The organism is Sphingobium sp. 22B (assembly GCF_001580035.1).
Taxonomy (GTDB): domain Bacteria; phylum Pseudomonadota; class Alphaproteobacteria; order Sphingomonadales; family Sphingomonadaceae; genus Sphingobium; species Sphingobium fuliginis.
This window is the reverse complement of record NZ_LTAB01000001.1, coordinates 225,164-244,253: the sequence shown is the minus strand read 5'-3', so window position 1 is coordinate 244,253 and position 19,090 is coordinate 225,164. Positions and strand designations below refer to the sequence as shown.

At 62.3% G+C, this 19,090-nt stretch carries 17 protein-coding genes; 6 read left to right on the top strand and 11 right to left on the bottom strand.

Features of this window, described 5'->3' with window-relative positions; translation table 11 throughout:
- Nucleotides 1-6 precede the first annotated feature (6 nt).
- The 3 genes from A0J57_RS01125 (at nt 7) to A0J57_RS01115 (ending at nt 2,272) form a co-directional block, all read left to right on the top strand.
- Nucleotides 7-1,323, top strand: coding sequence for a sulfotransferase (locus tag A0J57_RS01125; protein WP_235600749.1), 1,317 nt, complete (start codon nt 7-9; stop codon nt 1,321-1,323).
- 89 nt (nt 1,324-1,412) lie between these two features.
- On the top strand, nt 1,413-1,730 hold the full coding sequence (locus A0J57_RS01120) for a 2Fe-2S iron-sulfur cluster-binding protein (protein ID WP_044662279.1): 318 nt from the start codon (nt 1,413-1,415) through the stop codon (nt 1,728-1,730).
- A 38-nt stretch (nt 1,731-1,768) separates the two neighbouring features.
- Entirely contained in the window at nt 1,769-2,272 is a 504-nt protein-coding gene (locus tag A0J57_RS01115; RefSeq protein WP_009823722.1) for an ester cyclase, read from the top strand.
- A 32-nt stretch (nt 2,273-2,304) separates the two neighbouring features.
- On the opposite strand, the gene A0J57_RS01110 is transcribed toward A0J57_RS01115, so the two are convergent.
- Complete coding sequence (locus A0J57_RS01110) at nt 2,305-2,958, bottom strand: TetR/AcrR family transcriptional regulator (protein ID WP_235600748.1); 654 nt, start codon at nt 2,956-2,958, stop codon at nt 2,305-2,307.
- Between the two features lie 78 nt (nt 2,959-3,036).
- Between A0J57_RS01110 and A0J57_RS01105 the strand changes: the two genes are divergently transcribed.
- The 3 genes from A0J57_RS01105 to A0J57_RS01095 are packed head-to-tail and all read left to right on the top strand — an operon-like array spanning nt 3,037 to nt 6,199.
- Complete coding sequence (locus A0J57_RS01105) at nt 3,037-3,975, top strand: Rieske (2Fe-2S) protein (RefSeq protein ID WP_044662277.1); 939 nt, start codon at nt 3,037-3,039, stop codon at nt 3,973-3,975.
- A gap of 14 nt (nt 3,976-3,989) precedes the next feature.
- Nucleotides 3,990-5,063 (top strand): aromatic ring-hydroxylating dioxygenase subunit alpha, encoded by a 1,074-nt coding sequence (locus A0J57_RS01100; RefSeq protein WP_044662276.1) that lies wholly within the window; start codon nt 3,990-3,992, stop codon nt 5,061-5,063.
- 59 nt (nt 5,064-5,122) lie between these two features.
- Complete coding sequence (locus A0J57_RS01095; RefSeq protein ID WP_044663146.1) at nt 5,123-6,199, top strand: LLM class flavin-dependent oxidoreductase; 1,077 nt, start codon at nt 5,123-5,125, stop codon at nt 6,197-6,199.
- A 94-nt stretch (nt 6,200-6,293) separates the two neighbouring features.
- Here the strand turns inward: A0J57_RS01095 and A0J57_RS01090 are convergent, their stop codons facing one another.
- The 10 genes from A0J57_RS01090 to A0J57_RS01050 all read right to left on the bottom strand — a co-directional run bounded on the left by A0J57_RS01090 (nt 6,294) and on the right by A0J57_RS01050 (nt 19,011).
- Nucleotides 6,294-7,949: an FAD-dependent oxidoreductase gene (locus A0J57_RS01090; RefSeq protein WP_044662275.1), complete on the bottom strand. Its 1,656-nt coding sequence runs from the start codon at nt 7,947-7,949 to the stop codon at nt 6,294-6,296.
- Between the two features lie 74 nt (nt 7,950-8,023).
- Nucleotides 8,024-8,944, bottom strand: a complete 921-nt coding sequence (locus tag A0J57_RS01085; RefSeq protein ID WP_044662274.1) for a TIGR03619 family F420-dependent LLM class oxidoreductase — start codon at nt 8,942-8,944, stop codon at nt 8,024-8,026.
- 393 nt (nt 8,945-9,337) lie between these two features.
- A complete protein-coding gene (locus A0J57_RS26790) occupies nt 9,338-9,724 on the bottom strand; it encodes a 2-phospho-L-lactate transferase CofD family protein (protein WP_235600747.1) in 387 nt (128 codons plus the stop codon).
- Nucleotides 9,725-10,010: 286 nt separating this feature from the next.
- Complete coding sequence (locus A0J57_RS26785; RefSeq protein WP_235600746.1) at nt 10,011-10,163, bottom strand: coenzyme F420-0:L-glutamate ligase; 153 nt, start codon at nt 10,161-10,163, stop codon at nt 10,011-10,013.
- Nucleotides 10,164-10,173: 10 nt separating this feature from the next.
- Nucleotides 10,174-10,830 carry an NADPH-dependent F420 reductase gene (gene npdG / locus A0J57_RS01075; RefSeq protein WP_044662273.1) on the bottom strand — a complete coding sequence of 219 codons (657 nt, stop codon included), beginning with the start codon at nt 10,828-10,830 and terminating at the stop codon, nt 10,174-10,176.
- A 43-nt stretch (nt 10,831-10,873) separates the two neighbouring features.
- Entirely contained in the window at nt 10,874-13,213 is a 2,340-nt protein-coding gene (gene cofH, locus A0J57_RS01070) for a 5-amino-6-(D-ribitylamino)uracil--L-tyrosine 4-hydroxyphenyl transferase CofH (protein ID WP_044662272.1), read from the bottom strand.
- The gene (locus A0J57_RS01065; RefSeq protein ID WP_044662271.1) at nt 13,210-14,217 is read right to left on the bottom strand and encodes an LLM class flavin-dependent oxidoreductase; all 1,008 of its coding nucleotides are present in this window, start codon (nt 14,215-14,217) and stop codon (nt 13,210-13,212) included. Before A0J57_RS01065 ends, cofH begins: the two co-directional genes overlap by 4 nt.
- Before the next feature lie 100 nt (nt 14,218-14,317).
- Nucleotides 14,318-16,699 carry a TonB-dependent receptor gene (locus A0J57_RS01060; RefSeq protein WP_061934144.1) on the bottom strand — a complete coding sequence of 794 codons (2,382 nt, stop codon included), beginning with the start codon at nt 16,697-16,699 and terminating at the stop codon, nt 14,318-14,320.
- 288 nt (nt 16,700-16,987) lie between these two features.
- Nucleotides 16,988-18,082 (bottom strand): CaiB/BaiF CoA-transferase family protein, encoded by a 1,095-nt coding sequence (locus tag A0J57_RS01055; RefSeq protein ID WP_044662269.1) that lies wholly within the window; start codon nt 18,080-18,082, stop codon nt 16,988-16,990.
- Entirely contained in the window at nt 18,082-19,011 is a 930-nt protein-coding gene (locus tag A0J57_RS01050) for a 3-keto-5-aminohexanoate cleavage protein (protein ID WP_044662268.1), read from the bottom strand. The genes A0J57_RS01055 and A0J57_RS01050 overlap by 1 nt, the downstream gene beginning before the upstream one ends.
- Between the last annotated feature and the right edge of the window lie 79 nt (nt 19,012-19,090).

The following is a 19,090-nucleotide window of genomic DNA, read 5'->3' as shown; positions in this document are numbered from 1 at the left end:
TTTTAGATGGCGCATCGAAAAGAGGAGAGCGACATGGGCAGTGCCGGGCAGGAAGAGGCCGCGCGCCGGAACATCATCGACATTACCGACCTGCATCACCCCGTGCTGACCGATGTCCAGAAGCAGGTGATCGCCGGGGCCGAGGCGGCGGCGGACCAGATCGTCCTGAAGCCGGAGGTCATCCTGGCCGCAGCGCAGGCGCAGACCGGGCTGTCGGATTTCGGCGCGGAGGATTTTCGCGAACGGCTGGCCGTCTGGTGCCAGGCGGTGGACGAGGATGCCAACGCCTCTGCGGTCACGCGCGCCAATCTGTTCCAGATGATGATCCGCTTTGCCGCGACGCGCCTGCGAATCGAGGACATAGTGAAGCGCCACCCGGAGATATTGGACATTCAGATCGACCGGCCGATCATCGTCGCGGGCCTTCCCCGATCGGGCACGACGCATCTGCTCGGCCTGCTGTCGGCAGACCGCCGCTTCCGCTCGTTGCCCTGGTGGGAAGCGATCGCGCCGGTTCCCGCCCCGGACGAAACCCCGACGGAAGAGGATAGCAATCCGCGCTGGACCAAGGCCGAACAGGGCTGGCGGATGATGGAATCCATCCTGCCCTATATGGCGATCATGCACGAATTTTCGCCCGATCATATCAGCGAGGATATCGAGCTTCAGGCGGTCGATTTCTCCTCCTATCTGATCGAGTGGCTGGCGCGTGTGCCGCGCTGGCGGGACTATTATCTGAGCCACGACCAGTCGGGCACCTATGCCTATCTGAAGAAGGGCCTCCAGGTCCTGACCTTCCTGAACGGACCGAACCGCTGGGTCATCAAATGCCCCCAGCATATGGAGCAGTTGCCCGCCCTCTATAAGACCTTTCCCGACGCCACCTTCGTCCTGACCCATCGCGATCCGGTCGGGTCGATCCGGTCCCAGCTCACCATGTACAGCTATGCGGCGCGCATGTTCCGCAAGACGATCGATATTCAGGAGCCGCTCGGCTACTGGCCCGACCGCTATGAAAAGCTGCTCCGCGCCTGCGTGCGGGATCGCGACATCCTGCCCCCCGACCAGACGATCGACGTCTATTTTCATGACTGGATCAAAAATCCCGATCCGATTCTGAAAGAGATTTATCGCATTGCCGGCATCCCGCTGACCGATGAGGCTCTGGCCGACCTGCACGACTATCTGGCCGAACATGGCGAGCAGGCCAAGGGCAAGATCGTTTACGATTTGGAGCGCGATTTCCGTGTGACCGGCGAGGAGTTGCGCCGCCCTTTCGCTTTCTATTTCGATCGGTTCCCGGTGCAGGTCGAGGTGAAATAGCCCATCTCACAACCTGCCTTTCGACAGGATGGAAATCCGCGCACCCTGATTAGCAGGGGCATTACTTTCGATTCCACCAGAGGAATGCCATGCCCGAATTGAATGTCATTACCCGTGACGGCGCACAGCAGACGATCAATGCATCCGCCGATACCTCGGTAATGGAAGCCATAAGAGATTCCGGTTTCGATGAGTTGCTGGCGCTGTGTGGCGGCTGCTGTTCCTGCGCGACATGCCATGTCTATGTCGACCCGGCCTTCGCTCAATCCCTGCCCCCGGTATCGGACGACGAAAGCGATCTGCTGGATGGATCGCCGCACCGCAACGACTATTCACGCCTGTCCTGTCAGGTCATGATGACGGAAGCCCTGTCGGGCCTTACGATCACCATCGCTCCTGAAGACTGAGCACAACACCAATCCTGAATGTATGAGAGAGGACTATCGTGGCCTGGAAAGAAGATATTCGTGAACAGCTGGACGTGTCGGATTCGACCGTACTGACCGACAAGCAGAAGCAGATGGTCAAGCATTGGACCGACCTGCAGGAAACCCTGAACGCCGGCGATTTTGACGGCATGGATCGGTTTTTCCATCCCGATTTCCGGTACGGCAACCCCAACCGGCCGGATCTGGGCACCTATGAAGAGTGGAAGACCTCGCCGGTCGCGCTCTACAAGACCTTCTTCCCCGCCGCCTACAAGACCATCGACGCGGTGGGCAAGGGCGACGACGAGATCTGGATCTACGCCACCCACTACTGCAAGCATGTCGGCGGTCCCTATATGGGCGTGCAGCCGACCGGCAACGAGTTTCAGGTTAACTGGTTCTCGATCGTCAAGTTCAAGGACGACAAGATCGTCAGCATCTTCAGCATTTCCGACGTGCTGACCATGCTGAAAGACATCGGCGTGGTGGAAGTCCCCCAGCCGGTCGATCCCTACAAGTAAACGGATGTGCTACTGTTCTTCTTCCGCTCCGGTCAGGCGACCGGCGGAAGGAGGGCAGCGAGCAGGAAGGCGGCCAGCCTGTCCGCATGTTCGGCGGCATGGACATCATCCACTTCCCGCCCAGCCCCCAGCCGTTCCTGCATCGGCACGGCGCAGAAATAATAGCCGACCCCCTGCACCAGCAGCGCCATCAATGCGGCCGTCGACAAGCCATGAACCGGCCGCTGGAGCCGCACCGCGTCGAGCAGGCCGTCGAGCCGTTTCTGGAACGGCAGCACGAAATGTTCGACGATATGATCCAGCCGCCAGGTCGAACGGCAACCTTCCACATTGGTCAGCGACACGATATCGCCATTGTTCGTCGCCCAGAGGCAGAAACGCTGGATCAGATGGCGCAGCCGAACTTCCGGATCGGCCGGTTCGTCAAAGGCGGCTTCGACGAAGGGCGAGGCCTGCGCCATCCGCCAGTCGACCGCGCGTACCCACAAATCTTCCTTCCGGCCAAAACGGACATTCAGGAGATTGTGACTGACCCCCAGCCGCTTCGACAGATCACGCAGCGTCGTACCCTCATAGCCGCGTTCCGCGAAGGTCGCGAAGGCCAGACCCAGTAACTTGTCCTCGTCCACGGCTTGGGCGGCATTGAGCGCGGGGCGACCGCGTGTGCGCTGGGGGCGATCGAGCATCAGCAAATCCATAGCGAAAAGACGTTGACATATAAATTGTCATCCGTCAATTTAATGGAAAGGAGAGTGGATAGCGCTATGAGTCTCGATTCTGATCTTTGGTGGGCTGTCGCACGGTCCGAGGAAGTGACCTCTCAAAAGCCCCTGTCCGTCGACATCGGCGATCAGCCAGTCGTGCTGTGGCGCGACAATCAGGGTATCGCCCGCGCGCTGGAGGATCGCTGCCCGCATCGTCGCGCGCCTCTGTCGCTCGGCTGCATCCGGGACAATGGCCAGATCCAGTGCGGCTATCATGGCTGGAGCTATGACGGCGAGACGGGGCGCCTCAAAGAAATCCCGAACATGAAGGATCAGCAGAAATTCCCGCCGATCTACAAGGCCAATGCCTTTGCGGTGACCGAACAGGCCGGCTTCGTGCGGGTCTGCCTCAATCCCAAGGCGCAGGCACCGCTCAGCGCCGACCCGAAATATACCTATGTCGGCACTGTCAACGTCAGTTGCAGCCATCAGGAATATCTGAACGCTCTCTATGATGACCCCAGCCTGATCCTGTCGATCCGCGGCGTCCGCTTCAGCCCCTATCTGATGTCGGAATTGCACGAGGAAAACGGCCTGCTGGTGATGGAGCGCAACTGCCAATGGCATCCGCTGCACTGGCCGTCCCATTTCGTGGCCGAATTCCCGCTCACCCTGCTGACGCGCACCCATCCGCTGACCGGCGAAACGCAACTGACACTGCGCGACGACCAATTCAACGATCTGCTCCACGCCGTCCTATCGCCCGTGCCCTCGGCGCGGGGGGTGACAGCCGTCCGCTGGCGGGCCGAACTGGGCGTGCGCCGTCCAGGCGTGCGCGGCGCCGTGCTGCGCGGTATCAATCCGCTGTCGGTGCTCGCGTCGGTCGACGGATCGAAATTGCGCGCCACCAAGCCCACCGTCTCGCTGCACGGCGAGGATTTGCGCAAGGTGATGCTGGAAACCACGCCCGCGCCCCACGATCAGACCGTAGCGGCCTGAAGGAGGATTTGAAGATGCTCGAAACCGCCGATCGTCCCGTCTCGCACGACGATATTTCCGCCGCGCCATCGGGTGGCAGCCCGATCGCGCTGAATGCCATCAACCGCTGGGTGCCGCATAATCTGGTGATGCGCGACAGCTGGTTTCCGGTAGCGCATGATTATTCCGTGACCGGCAAGCCCGTCCGTCGCGCCGTCTATTCACACCCCATCTTCCTGTGGCGCGACAATGGCGTCGCCGTGGCGAGCGAGTTCCATCCCAATGAGCGAATCGCCCGCGACAAGAGCGAGTTCACCAACGCCCAGGGCCGCTATCCGGTTATGGAACATTATGGCGTCGTCTGGGTATGGTTCGGCAATCCGCTGGCCGCCGATCCCCGCCATTTGCCCAGCCTGCCCTTCCTCCCGCCCAAGGGGGGGCTGCCGCGCCACATGACCGCGACCGTCCGTTTCGAAAGCTCAGCGCCGATCAGCCTGGAAAATCTGATCGACCTGACCCATGCCGACTTCCTGCACGCCGATGTCGTCGGCGACGAACGGTCGGACAGCGAGACAGTGGAAACCTTCTACGACAGCGAGACCGTCACGATGGTCCGCACCTGCGTCAACAAGTCGGTCGCGCCGGTGATGAAGTTTTTCAGCGGCATCAAGCAGCCGACCCAGAATGTGCGGCAGGTGATCCGCATCTATCTGCGTTCGCACTGCGCCATCGCCTATGGCCGGTTCAGCCCCGGCGACGATGTGCCGCTGTTCCACCCCTGCACGCCTGAAACGCGGGACCGCACGCGGATGGAAATGGTCATGAACACGTCCAACGCGGGACTGATGTTCCGTCATGTCATGCCCAAGGCAGGCTACAAGGTGTCGCGGCAGGACAGCTACATGACGTCCCCGCAAAGCCCGCGCTACATGCGCCATACCGACCGCAAGGACCTGCACAGCAAGTTCGACCAGGCTGGGCAGCGCTATCGCATGGCGATGATGGAGCTTGCGGACCGGCAGGCGAATGGCGATTTCGCCTATCGTGACAATGTCAGCGCCGATTGCAGCGACATCATTGGCCTGCGCAAGGAACTGTTCCAGTTCTGATCTGATCTCTCCCCATGGGCGGACGGCAGCGTCCGCTCTTTTTTCTTTTCGGAGACGCCATGTCCACGCTCGTCAATGCCGTCGGCGGCGAACGCCGCTGGTGGGCCGTCATGCCTACCCTGCCAGCCCCCGCCATGGCGGGTATCGGCCAGCAGATGGAACAGGCGGGTTTCGAGGGCTGCTTTTCGCTGCAGATTTACGGGCCGCCCTTCGTGCCGATGGCCGCCACCGCCGCACTGACAAACAGCCTGAAGGTCGGCACGGGCGTCGCCATCGCGGGAACGCGCAGTCCGGTGGAGACCGCCTATGCGGCGATGGACGTCGATCGCATTTCCAATGGCCGTTTCGTGCTGGGGCTGGGCTCCAGCATCAAGAGCTGCGTCACGGGCATGTATGGGGAGCCGGAACGCAAGCTGCTGTCGCACCTGCGCGAAAGCGTCAAGGTCATCCGCTACGTCATCGCCAACGCGCATAAGGGGCTCGATCCGGTCGCAGGGGAATATTTCTCCGCCGATTTCGAGGAAATGATGCTGACCGCCCCGCCGGTGCGGGAGGAAATCCCGATCTGGATCGCAGCGCTGCAGGACAAGATGACCGCGCTGGCGCTGGAGGTCGGCGACGGCCTGATGGTCCATGCCCTCTGGTCGGCAGCCTATACCAAGAGCCGCCTGCCTTTCATCACCGACACGCTGGCCCAATATGGCCGCAAGCGCGGGGATATCGAAATCAACGCCTGGCCGTGGATCGCGGTCAATGACGACAAGCAGAGGGCGATCGACGACAGCCGCGCCACCGTTGCGGCCTATTCGGGCTACAAGGAATATGAGCCCTTCTTCGAGGCGATCGGCTTCGGCGATCAGGCCCGCGCCTGCCAGCTCAGCCTGGGCGAGCATGGCGATATCGGCAAGGTCATCGGCAATGTTTCCGACGATATGGTCGAAGCCTTCGTGACCTGCGGGCCGGTGGACGAAGTGCTCGAAAAGATCGAGCCGTTCTGGGATGTTGTGGATTCGCTTTGCCCGATGACGCCCTATCGGGACCTGACCATGGAGCAGTTGACCGACTATAATGCGGGCCTGTTCAAGCTGGTGGCGACCGCCCGGACGCGGGCGGGCATGGTTGCCGAACCGGCGTAGCAGCCCACAGCCATCTCAGAAATTGAAACGGCAGAAGCCGGGATCAGGGATAACCCGATCCCGGCTTCTGCCGTTTCGCCTCATTCAAAAAGGGTCAGGCCGGCACCAGTGACTCGGCCATGGCTTTGCCCGCGATGAATCCGGTCACCATGGCCGGGCCGACATTGCAGCCGTGGGCCGGCGACTTGCCGCGCCAAATGGAATTGGCGTCGAGTCCTGCGGCGAACAATCCCTCCACCGGCGCGCCATCGGTGCCGATCACGCGGCACTGCGCGTCGATCTTGAGGCCCACGGTCGTCGACCCGTCGCCCGGATGGATTTTGATGGCATAGAAGGGCGCGGTTTCCACCCGGCCCAGGCACGGGTTGGGCTTGTGCTTGGGATCGCCGATCTCGATGTCGATCTGCGTGTCGCCCTTGCCGAAATCCGGATCCTTGCCGGTCTCGGCATAGCGGTTCATCTTCGCTACCGTCGCCAACAGGCCATCGGCATCGACCCCGATCTTGCCGGCCAGTTCGCGCAGGCTGGGCGCTTCCGTGACATAGCCCGCCGCGATCAGCTTTTTCAGGCCGCCACCGCCGGGATAGACCATGCCCATGCCATATTTCTTGATGAAGGCGGCGTCGCCGATGATGTGGGCGGGCACGGTGCCGCTCTTGTGCATGGCCTCCACGAAATGGACCGAAGCCTCGTTCCCGAACCGCTCGCCCTTGGCATCGACCGCGATGCAGCCGGGCTTCGACATGTCGATCAGATGGGCGTAGCGCGCGACATAGCCGTCTGGCCGCGTCATCTTCGACACGACGGCCCAGACGGCATTGACCAGATTGTCGCCGTCCAGCGAAGCCCCGGCCTCCAGCCCCATATTCATCCCGTCGCCGGTATTTTCATAGGGGAGGATCGAGACATGCTCCTCGGCATATGGAATATACGCCTTGCGCAACTGCTCGCTGGCCGAAAAACCGCCGGACGCCAGAAGAACACCCACCCTTGCGTCAATTTCCTCACCATTGACGCGCACGCCGGTCACCCGGCCGGCCTTCACCAGCAGCCGGTCGACGGCCGCATCCTTGCGGAGCGTGACGCCGGCATCGATCGCCGACCGGATCAGCCGCGCCGCCAGCGCATTGCCCATGGTCAGCCGCGTGCCGCGCGGATAGCGACGAACCTTATCCAGGCCGAATTTCGCGGCCAGCTTGCCGAAATGGAACAGCGACTTGGGTGAGGGCATTTCGGCCAGATAGGGGAGATCGAACAGATCGATCATGAAGCCGCCCGGCGCGTTGAACTCTTCGCGCGCTGGACGAAGATCGGCGAAATGATCGCCCAGCTTCTTGCCGTCATATTCCTGCGGCGAAAGCAGGCGGCCATGATCGGCCGCGCCGGGGACTTCCGGATACCAGTCGCTGCTGGGCGGCGAGAGCAGGAAATGCACCTGGCTGTTCTGGTCCAGCCATTCCACCATCTCCGGACCGGCATCGAGATAAGCGTCGATCAGCGCGGGATCGGCCGTCGGTCCGATGACGTCCAGCACATATTGGCGCGCCACGGCGCGACTGTCTTGGACACCGGCCGCCCTGGCCTGCGGGCTGTCGGGGATCCAGATGCCGCCGCCCGAAACCGATGTCGTACCGCCGAAATGTTCGGCCTTTTCCAGCACGAGAACCGACAGCCCGGCAGACGCGGCCCTGATCGCCGCCGTCATCCCGGCCGCGCCCGATCCGACCACCACAACATCATATTGGACCATCACGTCCTCCCGATCCTTCTTTCGATATCCTGGGGGAAAAAGCGCAGCCGTCCGCGACTTTCCCCCGGCAGGTTTCAGATTTTGGGCATGATTTCCTCGGCCACCCACTGGAGCCGATCGAGATATTCGGTCAGCCCGGATATCCCCGGCGGCAGCGGAACGATGGTTTCATTGACCCCCAACTCCTTCAGCCAGCCCACCTGATCGATGACCTTTTGCGCATCCCGCGTTCCGGGCGCGCGCGGGTCGTCCATGATCTCATGATGGGCGCCGACATTGAGCATTTCCAGCGCAAAGAACAGGTCGATCGGCCGCCCGTCATATTCCGGCTGCGAACGGATGAAATCGAGGCATTCGGGGAATTTTTCCGGTGGAGTGCGGAAGGGCGACCAGCCATCGCCGAATTTCGCAACCCGCCTGAGCACCGGTTCGGCGTCGCCCCCAAGCCAGATCGGCAAGCGCGGCTGCTGCACCGGCTTGGGCGCGAAACCGACATTCCTGAACTGAACGAATTCGCCTTCGAATTCGGGCTTTTCCGACGTCCACAATTCGATGATCGCGGCGATATACTCATCGGCCATGCGTCCGCGCTGGTGGAAATCGACATTCAGCATGTCGAACTCTTCCTTCAGCCAGCCGACCCCGAACAGGGCCGTGGCCCGTCCGCCGCTCAGCCAGTCGAGGGTCGACCAGGCCTTGGCCTGGACGATCGGACTCTGCAGCGGCAGGATCGACACCGAAGAACTTAATTTCATCGTCTTGGTGCGGCCGGCCAGAAAGGAGAGGGCAACCGTGCCATGGACATAATGGTCGCCCGACAGGCCAATATGCTCCTGCGGAATGATGAAATGTTCACCCAACATGCACTTGTTGAAGCCCAGTCGATCGGCCGTCGCCATCGCCTGTCCGATGTCGTCCCCGGTCAGGCTATATTCCCAAGCTTGCGTCATAGCCGCGACATGCATGCTGTTGGGCACGCCCACGTTCAGTTTCATCGACCGATCCTCCCTGATTTCCAGATTGGCTGGCAGAATGGCCGGGATCGTTTCGACCACACCTTCCCTTGGGAAGGATAGCGCAGGTCAAGATTTCAGTCTTGCCCTGCCCAAAACATATTATGAAGCGCGCGCCCTCCAACTCTGGATTAAGGCCTCTGCCGCTGTCGGGCAACCAATGCGACGGCCATTCGGATACTTCCGTCGGCGCAAGAAGATATAAGGAATTGATCGCATTCACATCGGACAGACAGGTCATGCCTCGCGCGGCCATCGCCGACGCCACCGCCATGCGAATCTTGTCACCCTGGGTCGTCATCAGGGTCGTGCAACGCCCAACGACGATGTCCGGGGGCTCGCAACGGTCTCCGCCATCGATCAAGATGGCGGTTATCAGCCCGCATAATGCCGTGCGATGCTATCATTATCGACCGCCATGCTCAATTCCTGCATCAGCTTGGCGGTTGGGCCCTTGACCGCCGTGCCGCCAACGAGCGGAGACACGGCGATGAGGGGTGCCTTCGTCTGTTTGATCGCCGAGCCTATGCCGGGCACCGCGAGCAACGGATCGATACTGAGAAATGGGTTGGATGGAGCGAACAATATCGCGTCGGCCGACTCGATAGCATCAAAGACGCCGGGGGCTGGAACGGCGTGCGTCGCGCCCTCGAACATGATGTGCCGCACGGCCGGCGCGCAACGCTGTTCGACGAAATAGCGTTGAAACTCCAGCCGTCCCTGGGCCGTATCCAATATCGTGGCTACCGCCTGGTCGCTCATGGGCAGTATCCGAGTGGCGATGCCCCATTGGTCGGCAAATCGCGCCGTGATCTGCGACAGACATCGCCCTCCGCGTCACGGCATGGGTCCGCGCCACATGGAGCGCCAAGTCGCCGTCGCCGAGCTGAAACCAGTCCTCCCCGCCTAATTCGCGAAGGGCCGCCATGAAGCTCCAGCTTTCGCCTTATCCAGCACCAGTTGCGCCAACCGCGCATCCTTGCGCGTGATATTGGCCAGGCGCCGCGCCTCTTCACGGGCTCTACGTCAGCCAGGGACATAAACCGCCCTATGCCTTGGACACGATCTTTTGCGTCACGACCAGGAGGTCGCCGGCGCGGGGTTCGACACGGCACCGGTCCAACGCCACATGCAGGATGTCCGCCAGATCATCGCCCGGTTTGACCTTCCCAATTCCGGTCAACGGTACGATTTCGATCATCGAATACACCTCAAGCCTCGGGCGGGATCAAATCTCCTGTGATACGGATGCCCGCGCCGTCAACCTTATAGGTCTTGTTCATGAAAATGAGGATCGACGTGAGTGCTTCAGCGGCCGCCGAGTTTACAAGCGCGCCGCCGTGGAGTCCCCTCAATCCCATGGCATCGGCCAGCGCCACGATGCGACTCCGGGCATCCTTGTCGTCGCCGAAGACCAGCACGTCGCAGCCGACATCGATGTCTTTGGCCAGCTTGTGCGCGGCGACATTGTGGAACGCGGACACGAGTGTCACGCCCTCTCCCAGCACCGCCTGCGCCTTTTGGGCGGCGGAGCCTTCATCGGGCAACTGGACCCGCATCACCTTGGGCGGAACGAGGGGAACGGTCGTATCCACGACCAACTTGCCAACGACATGCGGTGCGATGTCGCGAAGCGTCGCCTCCTGCGCGCCAAAGGGCACCGTCACGATGATGATGTCCGCATTCGCGACGACATCCACATTGGCGCCAGCCCGCAGGCCATGCCCCAATTCCGCGGCGGCCTTTTCCGCGCTTTCGGCGTTGCGCGATCCGATCGTCACGGGATAGCCGGCACGCGCCAGCCGCCAGGCGATCGCAGCGCCCAGATTACCGGTGCCGCCGACGACGGCAATGGCGGGAAGAGTCATATATTGTCCTTCAATGGAACTGGCGAACGATGTGGCAGATCGTTCACGATGGTTCAGCCAAGACGGCGCGACGAGGTCGCACCGGCTCGTAAAGCGTGGTGCGTTGGCGCACAGGTCGCCCGACAGATGCCGCCAGGGCCTGCATTTCCCTGGGGCCGAATTCCTGCCCGTTGACGCCGCCGGCAGCCCTGGTGATCGATTCATCCATCAGCGTACCGCCCATGTCATTGGCGCCCGCCTTCAGAATCGCCGCGGCTCCCTCCGGCCCCATCTTCACCCAGGACACCTGGATATTGGGGATCACCGGATGCAGCACGATGCGCGCCACGGCGTGCATCAGCACCGCTTCGCGATAGCTCGGCCCCGATCGCGCCAGCCCTTTGCGCCATATCGGCGATTCCATATGGACGAAGGGCAGCGGCACGAATTCGGTGAAGCCGCCCGTCTCCTCCTGCAATCCGCGAATGCGCAGCAGATGGCGCGCCCAATGCTTATATTCCTCGACATGGCCGAACATGATCGTGGCCGTGCTGCGCAGGCCCACCCCATGGGCCACGCGCATCACCTCGATCCATTCGTCCGCTGTCACCTTGTCCGGGCAGATGATATCGCGAACTTCGGGGTCCAGTATCTCCGCCGCCGTACCGGGCAGCGTGGACAGCCCCGCTTCCTTAAGCCGCGCCAGATAATCCTCCAGCGGCAGGCCGAGCGTGCGGGCGCCATGCGTCACTTCGAGCGGCGAAAAGGCATGGATATGGATATCCGGCGCGGCCTCGCGCACCGTCTTGAGGACATTGAGATAGGTATGCCCGTCATAATCGGGATGAATCCCGCCCTGCAGGCAGACTTCGGTCGCACCGCGATCCCAGGCTTCGGCCGCACGGCGTCCGACCTCTTCCATATCGAGCCTGTAGGCCGGACCGCGCATGGCCTTGGTGCTGCCCTTGGAAAAGGCGCAGAAGCCGCATTTATAGAGGCAGATATTGGTATAGTTGATGTTGCGGTTGACCGCATAGGTCAGCGTGTCGCCCACGGCCTGCCGCCGCAACCGGTCGGCCCGGTCGACGATGGCGGCGAAATCATCCTGTTCGGCATCGAACAGGGTCACAATGTCCGATTCGCTCAGCCGTTCACCCTCCTCCGCAGCGTCAAGGATGGACAGGATCGATCGGGAGGCGAGAACCGGCTCCATCACCATGATGTCGGGCGCGGGATCGCCATGTCCCGCGGACCATTCGTCCACCTTGGGCAAGCCCCGCCCGTCGATGGCGCGCAGGATCTGGGTGGCGATGGCTGGCGCAGCCCAATTCCGCGCGGCAAGGGCATGACGCGGGCCGATGGCGAGCCGCTGCATCAATATGTGGCCTGCGGCTTTGGTAGCGTCCTCCAATATCTCCAGATGCGGCCAGGGCGCCTCCGGGTTCACATGATCGGGCGTCACGGGGGACACCCCGCCCCAGTCATTGACGCCGGCCCGGATCAGCGGCGTCAGATCGACGCGATCGTGGAGATTGGGCGGCGCCTGGATCGTCATCTCAGGCCCCAGGATGATCCGCGCGGCGGCGATGGCCCAGAGATGATCGTCGAGCGACGGTTCGGCATGATCCGCCATGCGCGTTCCCGGCTTTGCCCGGAAATTCTGGATGATGACTTCCTGAATATGCCCGTAGCGGCGATGCAGATCGCGAATGGCGACCAGCGCCTCCACCTGATCGTCGCGGGTTTCGCCGATACCGATCAGCAGGCCGGTCGTGAACGGCACGCGCGCGCGTCCCGCATCTTCGATGGCAGCCAATCGCAGGGCCGGTTGCTTGTCGGGCGAGCCGAAATGCGGGGCGCCGCGCACGCACAAACGATTCGAGCTGCTTTCCAGCATGATTCCCATGGAGGCGGCATGAGGCCGTAACTGCGCATAGTCCTCGCTGTTCATCAGACCGGGATTGAGATGCGGCAGCAAGCCCGTCTCGCGGAACACCAGTTCCGCCATTTCGGCCAGATAGGACAGGGTCGAGTCATGCCCAAGCCCCGCGAGCGCTTCGCGCGCAGCGGCATAGCGGGCCTCCGGCCGATCGCCGAGCGTGAAGAGGGCTTCCCGGCAACCGGCGCCCGCGCCCGCGCGGGCGATGGCCAGAACCTCGTCTCTGCCAAGATAGGCATCACCCGCGCGGGCCGGCGTGGTGGCGAAGGTGCAATAGTGGCACACGTCGCGGCACAATTTGGTGAGGGGAATGAAAACCTTGCGGGAATAGGTCACGCGATGGCCATGCGCCGCCACCGTCATCGCCTCCGCCGTCGCCATCATGTCGTCAAGCGACCGGGATCGCAGCACCGTCGCTATGCCCGCCGCTTCGTCTTCGCTGAGATGCAGTAGATCCAGTGTCACATCATACTCCGCGCTTGGGCAAGCCCGCGAATGGTTTCTAGCGGCGCGGCGTGCCCGGGCAAGGCCGCGATGAAGGTCGAGACGCCCATCGCCTCCATGCGCCGCAACATGTCCACCGCCGCATCGACCGGTCCCGCCAGCGTATCGAAGTCCGCCAGAAACTCGGTCAAACCCAATTCCTCCATCAGGGCCACATTCCTGCCGCCCACGACCACATGCTCGGTCGGATCATAGCGCGCGTGCAAGGCGTCGATCTTGCCGCGAAACTGCGTCGGGACACGCGCCAGGGTTTCGGGCGTGCGGAAGGCCATGCCGTTGACGACGATGAACGCCTTGAGATCGTCTATGGCCTCGGCCCGGGTGGGGCGGATCGAGGCGAAGGAAACGACCCAGATATCGATCGACAGGGGATCGCGGCCCGCCGCCTGCGCCGCGGCCCGGACGGTGTCGATCCGGTCCTTCAGCGCGTCGAGATGGCGTTCGCCCGCGAACAATATGACGCCGTCGGCCTGTTCGCCCGCCAGCGCCAGCGCCTTGGGACCGAAAGCGGAATAATAGATCGGAATCGGGCGGGCGAAACGAAGCGGCGTGATCTGCGCGCCGTTCATCTGCGTCGGCCGTCCGGCGAACAGGTCCCGCAACACAGCCAGTTCCGTGCGGATCTCTCGCTGCGTCGCGGGCGACCGGCCGATCGCCATGACCGTGCTACCGCCAGTCGCCAGGCCTAGCGCCACGCGCCCGCCAGAGAGATCGTCGATAGTGCTGAGGGCGGAGGCCGTCACCAGCGGATGCCGCATGAAAGGCGAGGTAACCAGCGGCGCCAAAGTCGCCTTCGGCGCGTCAAGCGCAGCGAGCGTCAGCGACACATAGAGTTCGTGCCAACCCGCCGGCGAATCGCCCACGCTGATCAGCTCAAAACCGAGATCGGCGGCAAGACGGACCTCTTCGCGAAATCCGTCCAGCCGGTCCCCCCACATGCTGCATATGCCCAGCTTCATGGTCATCCTCTCCGGAACTTCCTACGCCCTGCCGTCTCGCTGCAAACCTGTCCTTGTAGAGGGGGGAGGCGGCCAGGTCGCTCACCCCTCCCCTCTCACGGGCGCGTCAGAACGTATATTTGGCCGTGATGCCCCACGTCCGCGGATCGCCGGCATAGACCGAACTGGTTGGGAAGGACGGCAGAAGAACGCTGGAAGCCGAGAAATATTTCTCGTTGAAGAGGTTCTTCACATAAATGCCCAGATCAAGGCCCGTGCCGCCTATTCCACGCCAGTCCAGACGCGCGTTGGCGAGTTGGTAACCCGGCAGCTTTTCGCCATTCTGACCGCCAAAATCGTCGGTCATGAACAGGTCGGCGTTGACCACCACATCGCCGTCAGCCGGGCGAATCGGCAGGGTCCAGCTCACGCTGGCCGTGCCGGAGAAACTGGGCGAATATTTGTTGATCTGGCCCTCGCCCAGCACGATGGTCGAAGGCAGTCCTGCGGGAACGGTCAGGCTTTCCACCTTCACATTGGTATAGGCGGCATTGAAACCGACGGTGAGGCTGCGCACGGGGCTGATGGACGCCTCCAGTTCGACGCCCCAGATCCGCAGATCGGCGACATTGGCGGCCAGGGAGCCGTTGGTCGGCGAATCCGGCGTGCCGTTCGGGACAGTCGTCTGCGTATTCAGGAACTGAAGCGCATTCTTATATTTGCTGTAATAGGCGGCCAGATTCAGGCGCCCACGTGCGGACCCGACATGATAGTCATATTTGGAGCCGATCTCCACGTCGGTGATTGTTTCCTCCCCCGTCTTCTGGAAGGGACGAAGGTCTGCGCAGACGCCTCCGGTCGCCACGCAGGCCGGATTCGTGCCGCCCGTGGTAAAGGGCGTTTCGAACAGCGGCGTGTTCACATTGACGCCCCGATAGCCCCGCCGCGACACGATATAGAGTAGCCAGTCCGGGGTCGCCTTATAGTCGAGGCCGATGGTCCAGCTCGGCTCCTCGCCCTTGTTGGATACGGTGCCGACGCCGTCGGCCAGACCCAGGGCGGCCGTGCTGAGGCAGGTGGATTCGTCGACATAGGTCGTGCCGATGGTGCCGCCGCAGGCCGACACCTTGTCCCAGCTGTAGCGCGCGCCGAGATTGAGCTTCAGCTTGTCGGTGAATTCATACCCGATCTGACCATAGACCGCCCAGTTCTTGTTGCGGACGTGGGCTGTCACCGCAGGCGCCGGGACTCCGCCCACCGAAAATGCCGTGAACTGCGATCCACTGGGGCCGTCGGGCTTATCATTATTATAGAAGGCGCCGACGATGAAGTTGAACGAGCCAAAATCGCCCAGCAACTGGGTTTCATTCGTCAGATATTGCCGATCCAGCACGGAAGACGCCGTGAACAGGGTAAACGGCACGGCCGAGGGCGCGGGAGATGGCAGACCCGTGGGAATTTGCAGTTGCGGCAGCCCGCCGGTGTTGATCAACTGATAGCTGTAATTCTTCCGGTAGCCGAAAATGTTGCGTAGCGTCAGATCGCCGAAGCTGAAGGAGGTATCATTGGTGATCGACGTGGTCTTGCGATAGGCCGCGCCGCCGTTGATGCCGCCGTCGAACGACCCGCGGCGATTGGCTTTCTGTGCCTGCAAAGCCGCCTGCACCTGTGGTTCGACGACGCCCAGACCCAGCACCGCAAAGGGGAAATTCTCGCGCAGCAAATAGAGACCGCCAGCGAGTTCGTCGCCTTTGAAATATTCATAGATGGTGGTGCTCTTGAGGCCCTCGAACGGCTCGACCAGCAGCGAGAGACGGTAGGCGTCCTGATGGATATTGTCGAATCCCGGACCGCCGTCGAAGGCGATCGTTCGGGGGTCCTGACGACGGATCTGGCCTGCAGCGCGGAAAGCGACCTTGTCCTCGATGATCGGGATATTCACCGCGCCTTCCAGTTCGCGATAATCGAAGCGTCCATAGGTGCCCTCAACATAGCCTTCGAAGGCGTAGCTCGGCTTCTGGCTGCCGATCACGACCGCGCCGCCCAAAGTGTTGCGGCCGAACAGCGTGCCCTGCGGCCCCTTGAGCACCTGAATGCTGCCAATGTCATAGGTCGGGACGTTCGAGCCGACCGACGGCAAAGGGGTGTCGTTGAGATAGATGACGACGCCGGGCGTCACCTCGCCCAGGGGCAACTGGCCGATGCCGCGCAGGGTCAGCGCGACATTGTCCTTGCCCCCTTCGGACGAGAAGGTGAAGCCGGGCGCGATCGTCTTGACGTCGCTTACCGTCTGGACGGTGCTGCGTTCCAGCGCCTCTGATGAAAAAGCGGAAATGGAAACCGAAACGTCCTGCAGTCGTTCTTCCCGGCGGCGAGCCGTGACAACTATGTCACCGGCATTCGCACCATCCGCCTGCGGCGCGGCCGAAGCGACGGACTGCGCCCATGAGGGAAATGCCACCGCTGCGGCGCTCGCAACCAATGCCAACTTCAGTGCGGTCAATCGCATAAAAATCCTCCCATTTAACCAATTTTTCGGTGCGACCTGCGCGTAACGCAGGCCTGATCGCGTGTGGCAAAATCGACATTGGTCGCGATTTACCACCTATCGCTGGACAGGATTTATATGGATCAGACATAATTGGTCTCGATGTGGCATTTGCGCCGCAGCGGCGCGACAAGCCGCCGCGCACCGGTCTTGCCGTTCGACACGGCAAGCGACCCGGCGAACGCCCCGCCCTGATCCAAGCAAGTTTCCTACGGAGGTGAATGCCGCTGTCCTGGCGCGATCCGCGCCTTAAGACCAAGCCGCGATCAGGTCCGCGGCGGGCGCGACGGACGGCTCGCCAATGACACCCGCGTCGAGGGACAAGCGGGGCGCCGGCGATGGCTGGACCACTCCATGACGCCGTACGAAAGTCCCCCGCGCTTCATTATGCGCGTGCCGGGGCGCTTCCTCCATTGACAGAACCGGCGTCACGCAAGCGTCGCTCGCAGCAAACAGAGCGGCCCACTCATCCCGGCTCCTGGTCAGAAATGCCGCGGCAAATTCAACCTGCATCGCGGACCAGCCTTCACGGTCGTTCTGGTCATAACATTTGTCGGAGAGACCCAATCCGTCCACCATCTGGGCAAAGAATTTCGGTTCCAGACATCCCACCGCGACATGCCGTCCGTCCGCGCATTCATAACAGCGGTAGAAGGGTGCCGCACCGTCCAGCAGATTGGAGCCGGGCGCATCTTCCCACAAACCCTTGGGCTGCCATGCGTAGAACAGGCTCATCAACGACGCGACGCCGTCCGTGATACAGGCGTCGACGACCTGCCCCCGGCCCGTCCGTTGCGCCGCCAGCAATGCGCTCAACAGACCGAAGATCAGGAACATGGCGCCACCGCCATAATCGCCCACCAAATTGAGCGGCACTGGCGGCGTACCCTGTCGCTCTCCCATCGCGTGGAGCGCGCCGGTGATCGACAGATAATTGATGTCATGGCCCGCCCGCAGCGCAAGCGGCCCGGACTGGCCCCAGCCTGTCATTCGTCCGAACACGAACCGCGGATTGCGCGCCAGGCAGACATCGGGACCGACGCCGAGGCGTTCCATGACGCCGGGCCTGTATCCCTCGATCAGCCCGTCCGCCCGCTCGATCAATGCGAGCAACTGTTCGCGATCCGCGTTCTGCTTGAGATCCAGATAGGTCACGACCCGGCTGCGGTGCAGGATGTCCCCACCGACATCATCCCAATCTCCCGCCGCGGCCGATGGCGGCCGGGCGATGCGGACGATCTCGGCGCCCATATCGGCCAACAGCATCGCCGCGAGCGGTACGGGGCCGATCGCGTCGATCTCCAGCAGGCGAATACCGGCCAGCGGCCCGCTTTTTTCCGTCATCAGATATTCGTCCGGTCCGCGCCCTTGAGGTCCAGCATGGCGCGCGCCTCATCGGGCGTGGCGATTTCAAGACCCATGCCTTCAACGATCTGCCGCGCAGTCTTCACCTGCTCCGCATTGGTCTCGGCGAGCCTACCCGGGCCGCCCCACAGCGAATCCTCCAGACCGATACGGACATTACCACCCATGGATGCCGCCATCGCGACAATGCTCATCTGGCGCGCGCCGGCCCCCAGCACGGACCATTCATATTGATCGCCGAACAGCCGGTCGGCCGTCCGCTTCATATGCATGATATCGTCGGGGTGGCTGCCGATGCCGCCCAATATGCCGAAGCAGGTCTGGATGAACAACGGCGCCTTGACGAGGCCGCGATCGAGAAAATATTTCAGATTATAGAGATGGCTGGTGTCATAGCATTCGAATTCGAAGCGCGTGCCCAGCGGCGACAAGGTGGTCAGTAGATGTTCGATGTCGGCATAGGTGTTCTTGAACACCAGGTCGCGCGATGCTTCGAGCGCGGCGGGTTCCCAGTCATGCTTGAACGACTTGTAGCGATCCAGCATCGGGAACAGACCAAAGCCCATAGTCCCCATATTGAGGCTGGCCACTTCCGGCGCGAAAGTCTGGGCGGGACGAATCCGTTCCTGCACCGTCATGGAGGGGTGCCCGCCCGTAGTCAGGTTCAATACGGCGTCGGTACGCTGCCTGATGACCTTAAGGAAAGGTTCGAACAGGTCGGGATTCTGGTCCGGGCGCCCATCGACGGGATTGCGCGCATGGAGATGGATGATAGCGGCGCCCGCCTCCGCCGCGCCGACCGCCGATGCCGCAATCTCCTCCGCCGTCACGGGCAGATAGGGCGACATCGAGGGCGTGTGGATTGCGCCTGTAATCGCGCAGCTGATGATGACCTTGCGTTTTGCCATGATATTTCCTTTCGCGCAGATTGCGCCGGTCGCAGGTTGCGCGAACGGCGCAATCTATCCTTCGATAGGAAGCGGCGCG

Excerpts from the sequence above, each read along its gene's own strand:
- A0J57_RS01060 (WP_061934144.1), bottom strand. The coding sequence starts at position 16,699 with ATGCGATTGACCGCACTGAAGTTGGCATTGGTTGCGAGCGCCGCAGCG.
- A0J57_RS01120 (WP_044662279.1), top strand. The coding sequence starts at position 1,413 with ATGCCCGAATTGAATGTCATTACCCGTGACGGCGCACAGCAGACGATC.
- npdG (WP_044662273.1), bottom strand. The coding sequence starts at position 10,830 with ATGACTCTTCCCGCCATTGCCGTCGTCGGCGGCACCGGTAATCTGGGC.
- A0J57_RS01050 (WP_044662268.1), bottom strand. The coding sequence starts at position 19,011 with ATGGCAAAACGCAAGGTCATCATCAGCTGCGCGATTACAGGCGCAATC.
- A0J57_RS01105 (WP_044662277.1), top strand. The coding sequence starts at position 3,037 with ATGAGTCTCGATTCTGATCTTTGGTGGGCTGTCGCACGGTCCGAGGAA.
- A0J57_RS01095 (WP_044663146.1), top strand. The coding sequence starts at position 5,123 with ATGTCCACGCTCGTCAATGCCGTCGGCGGCGAACGCCGCTGGTGGGCC.
- A0J57_RS01085 (WP_044662274.1), bottom strand. The coding sequence starts at position 8,944 with ATGAAACTGAACGTGGGCGTGCCCAACAGCATGCATGTCGCGGCTATG.
- A0J57_RS01110 (WP_235600748.1), bottom strand. The coding sequence starts at position 2,958 with ATGCTCGATCGCCCCCAGCGCACACGCGGTCGCCCCGCGCTCAATGCC.
- A0J57_RS01125 (WP_235600749.1), top strand. The coding sequence starts at position 7 with ATGGCGCATCGAAAAGAGGAGAGCGACATGGGCAGTGCCGGGCAGGAA.
- A0J57_RS26785 (WP_235600746.1), bottom strand. The coding sequence starts at position 10,163 with ATGATCGAAATCGTACCGTTGACCGGAATTGGGAAGGTCAAACCGGGC.
- A0J57_RS01055 (WP_044662269.1), bottom strand. The coding sequence starts at position 18,082 with ATGACGGAAAAAAGCGGGCCGCTGGCCGGTATTCGCCTGCTGGAGATC.
- A0J57_RS26790 (WP_235600747.1), bottom strand. The coding sequence starts at position 9,724 with ATGAGCGACCAGGCGGTAGCCACGATATTGGATACGGCCCAGGGACGG.
- A0J57_RS01065 (WP_044662271.1), bottom strand. The coding sequence starts at position 14,217 with ATGACCATGAAGCTGGGCATATGCAGCATGTGGGGGGACCGGCTGGAC.
- A0J57_RS01090 (WP_044662275.1), bottom strand. The coding sequence starts at position 7,949 with ATGGTCCAATATGATGTTGTGGTGGTCGGATCGGGCGCGGCCGGGATG.
- A0J57_RS01100 (WP_044662276.1), top strand. The coding sequence starts at position 3,990 with ATGCTCGAAACCGCCGATCGTCCCGTCTCGCACGACGATATTTCCGCC.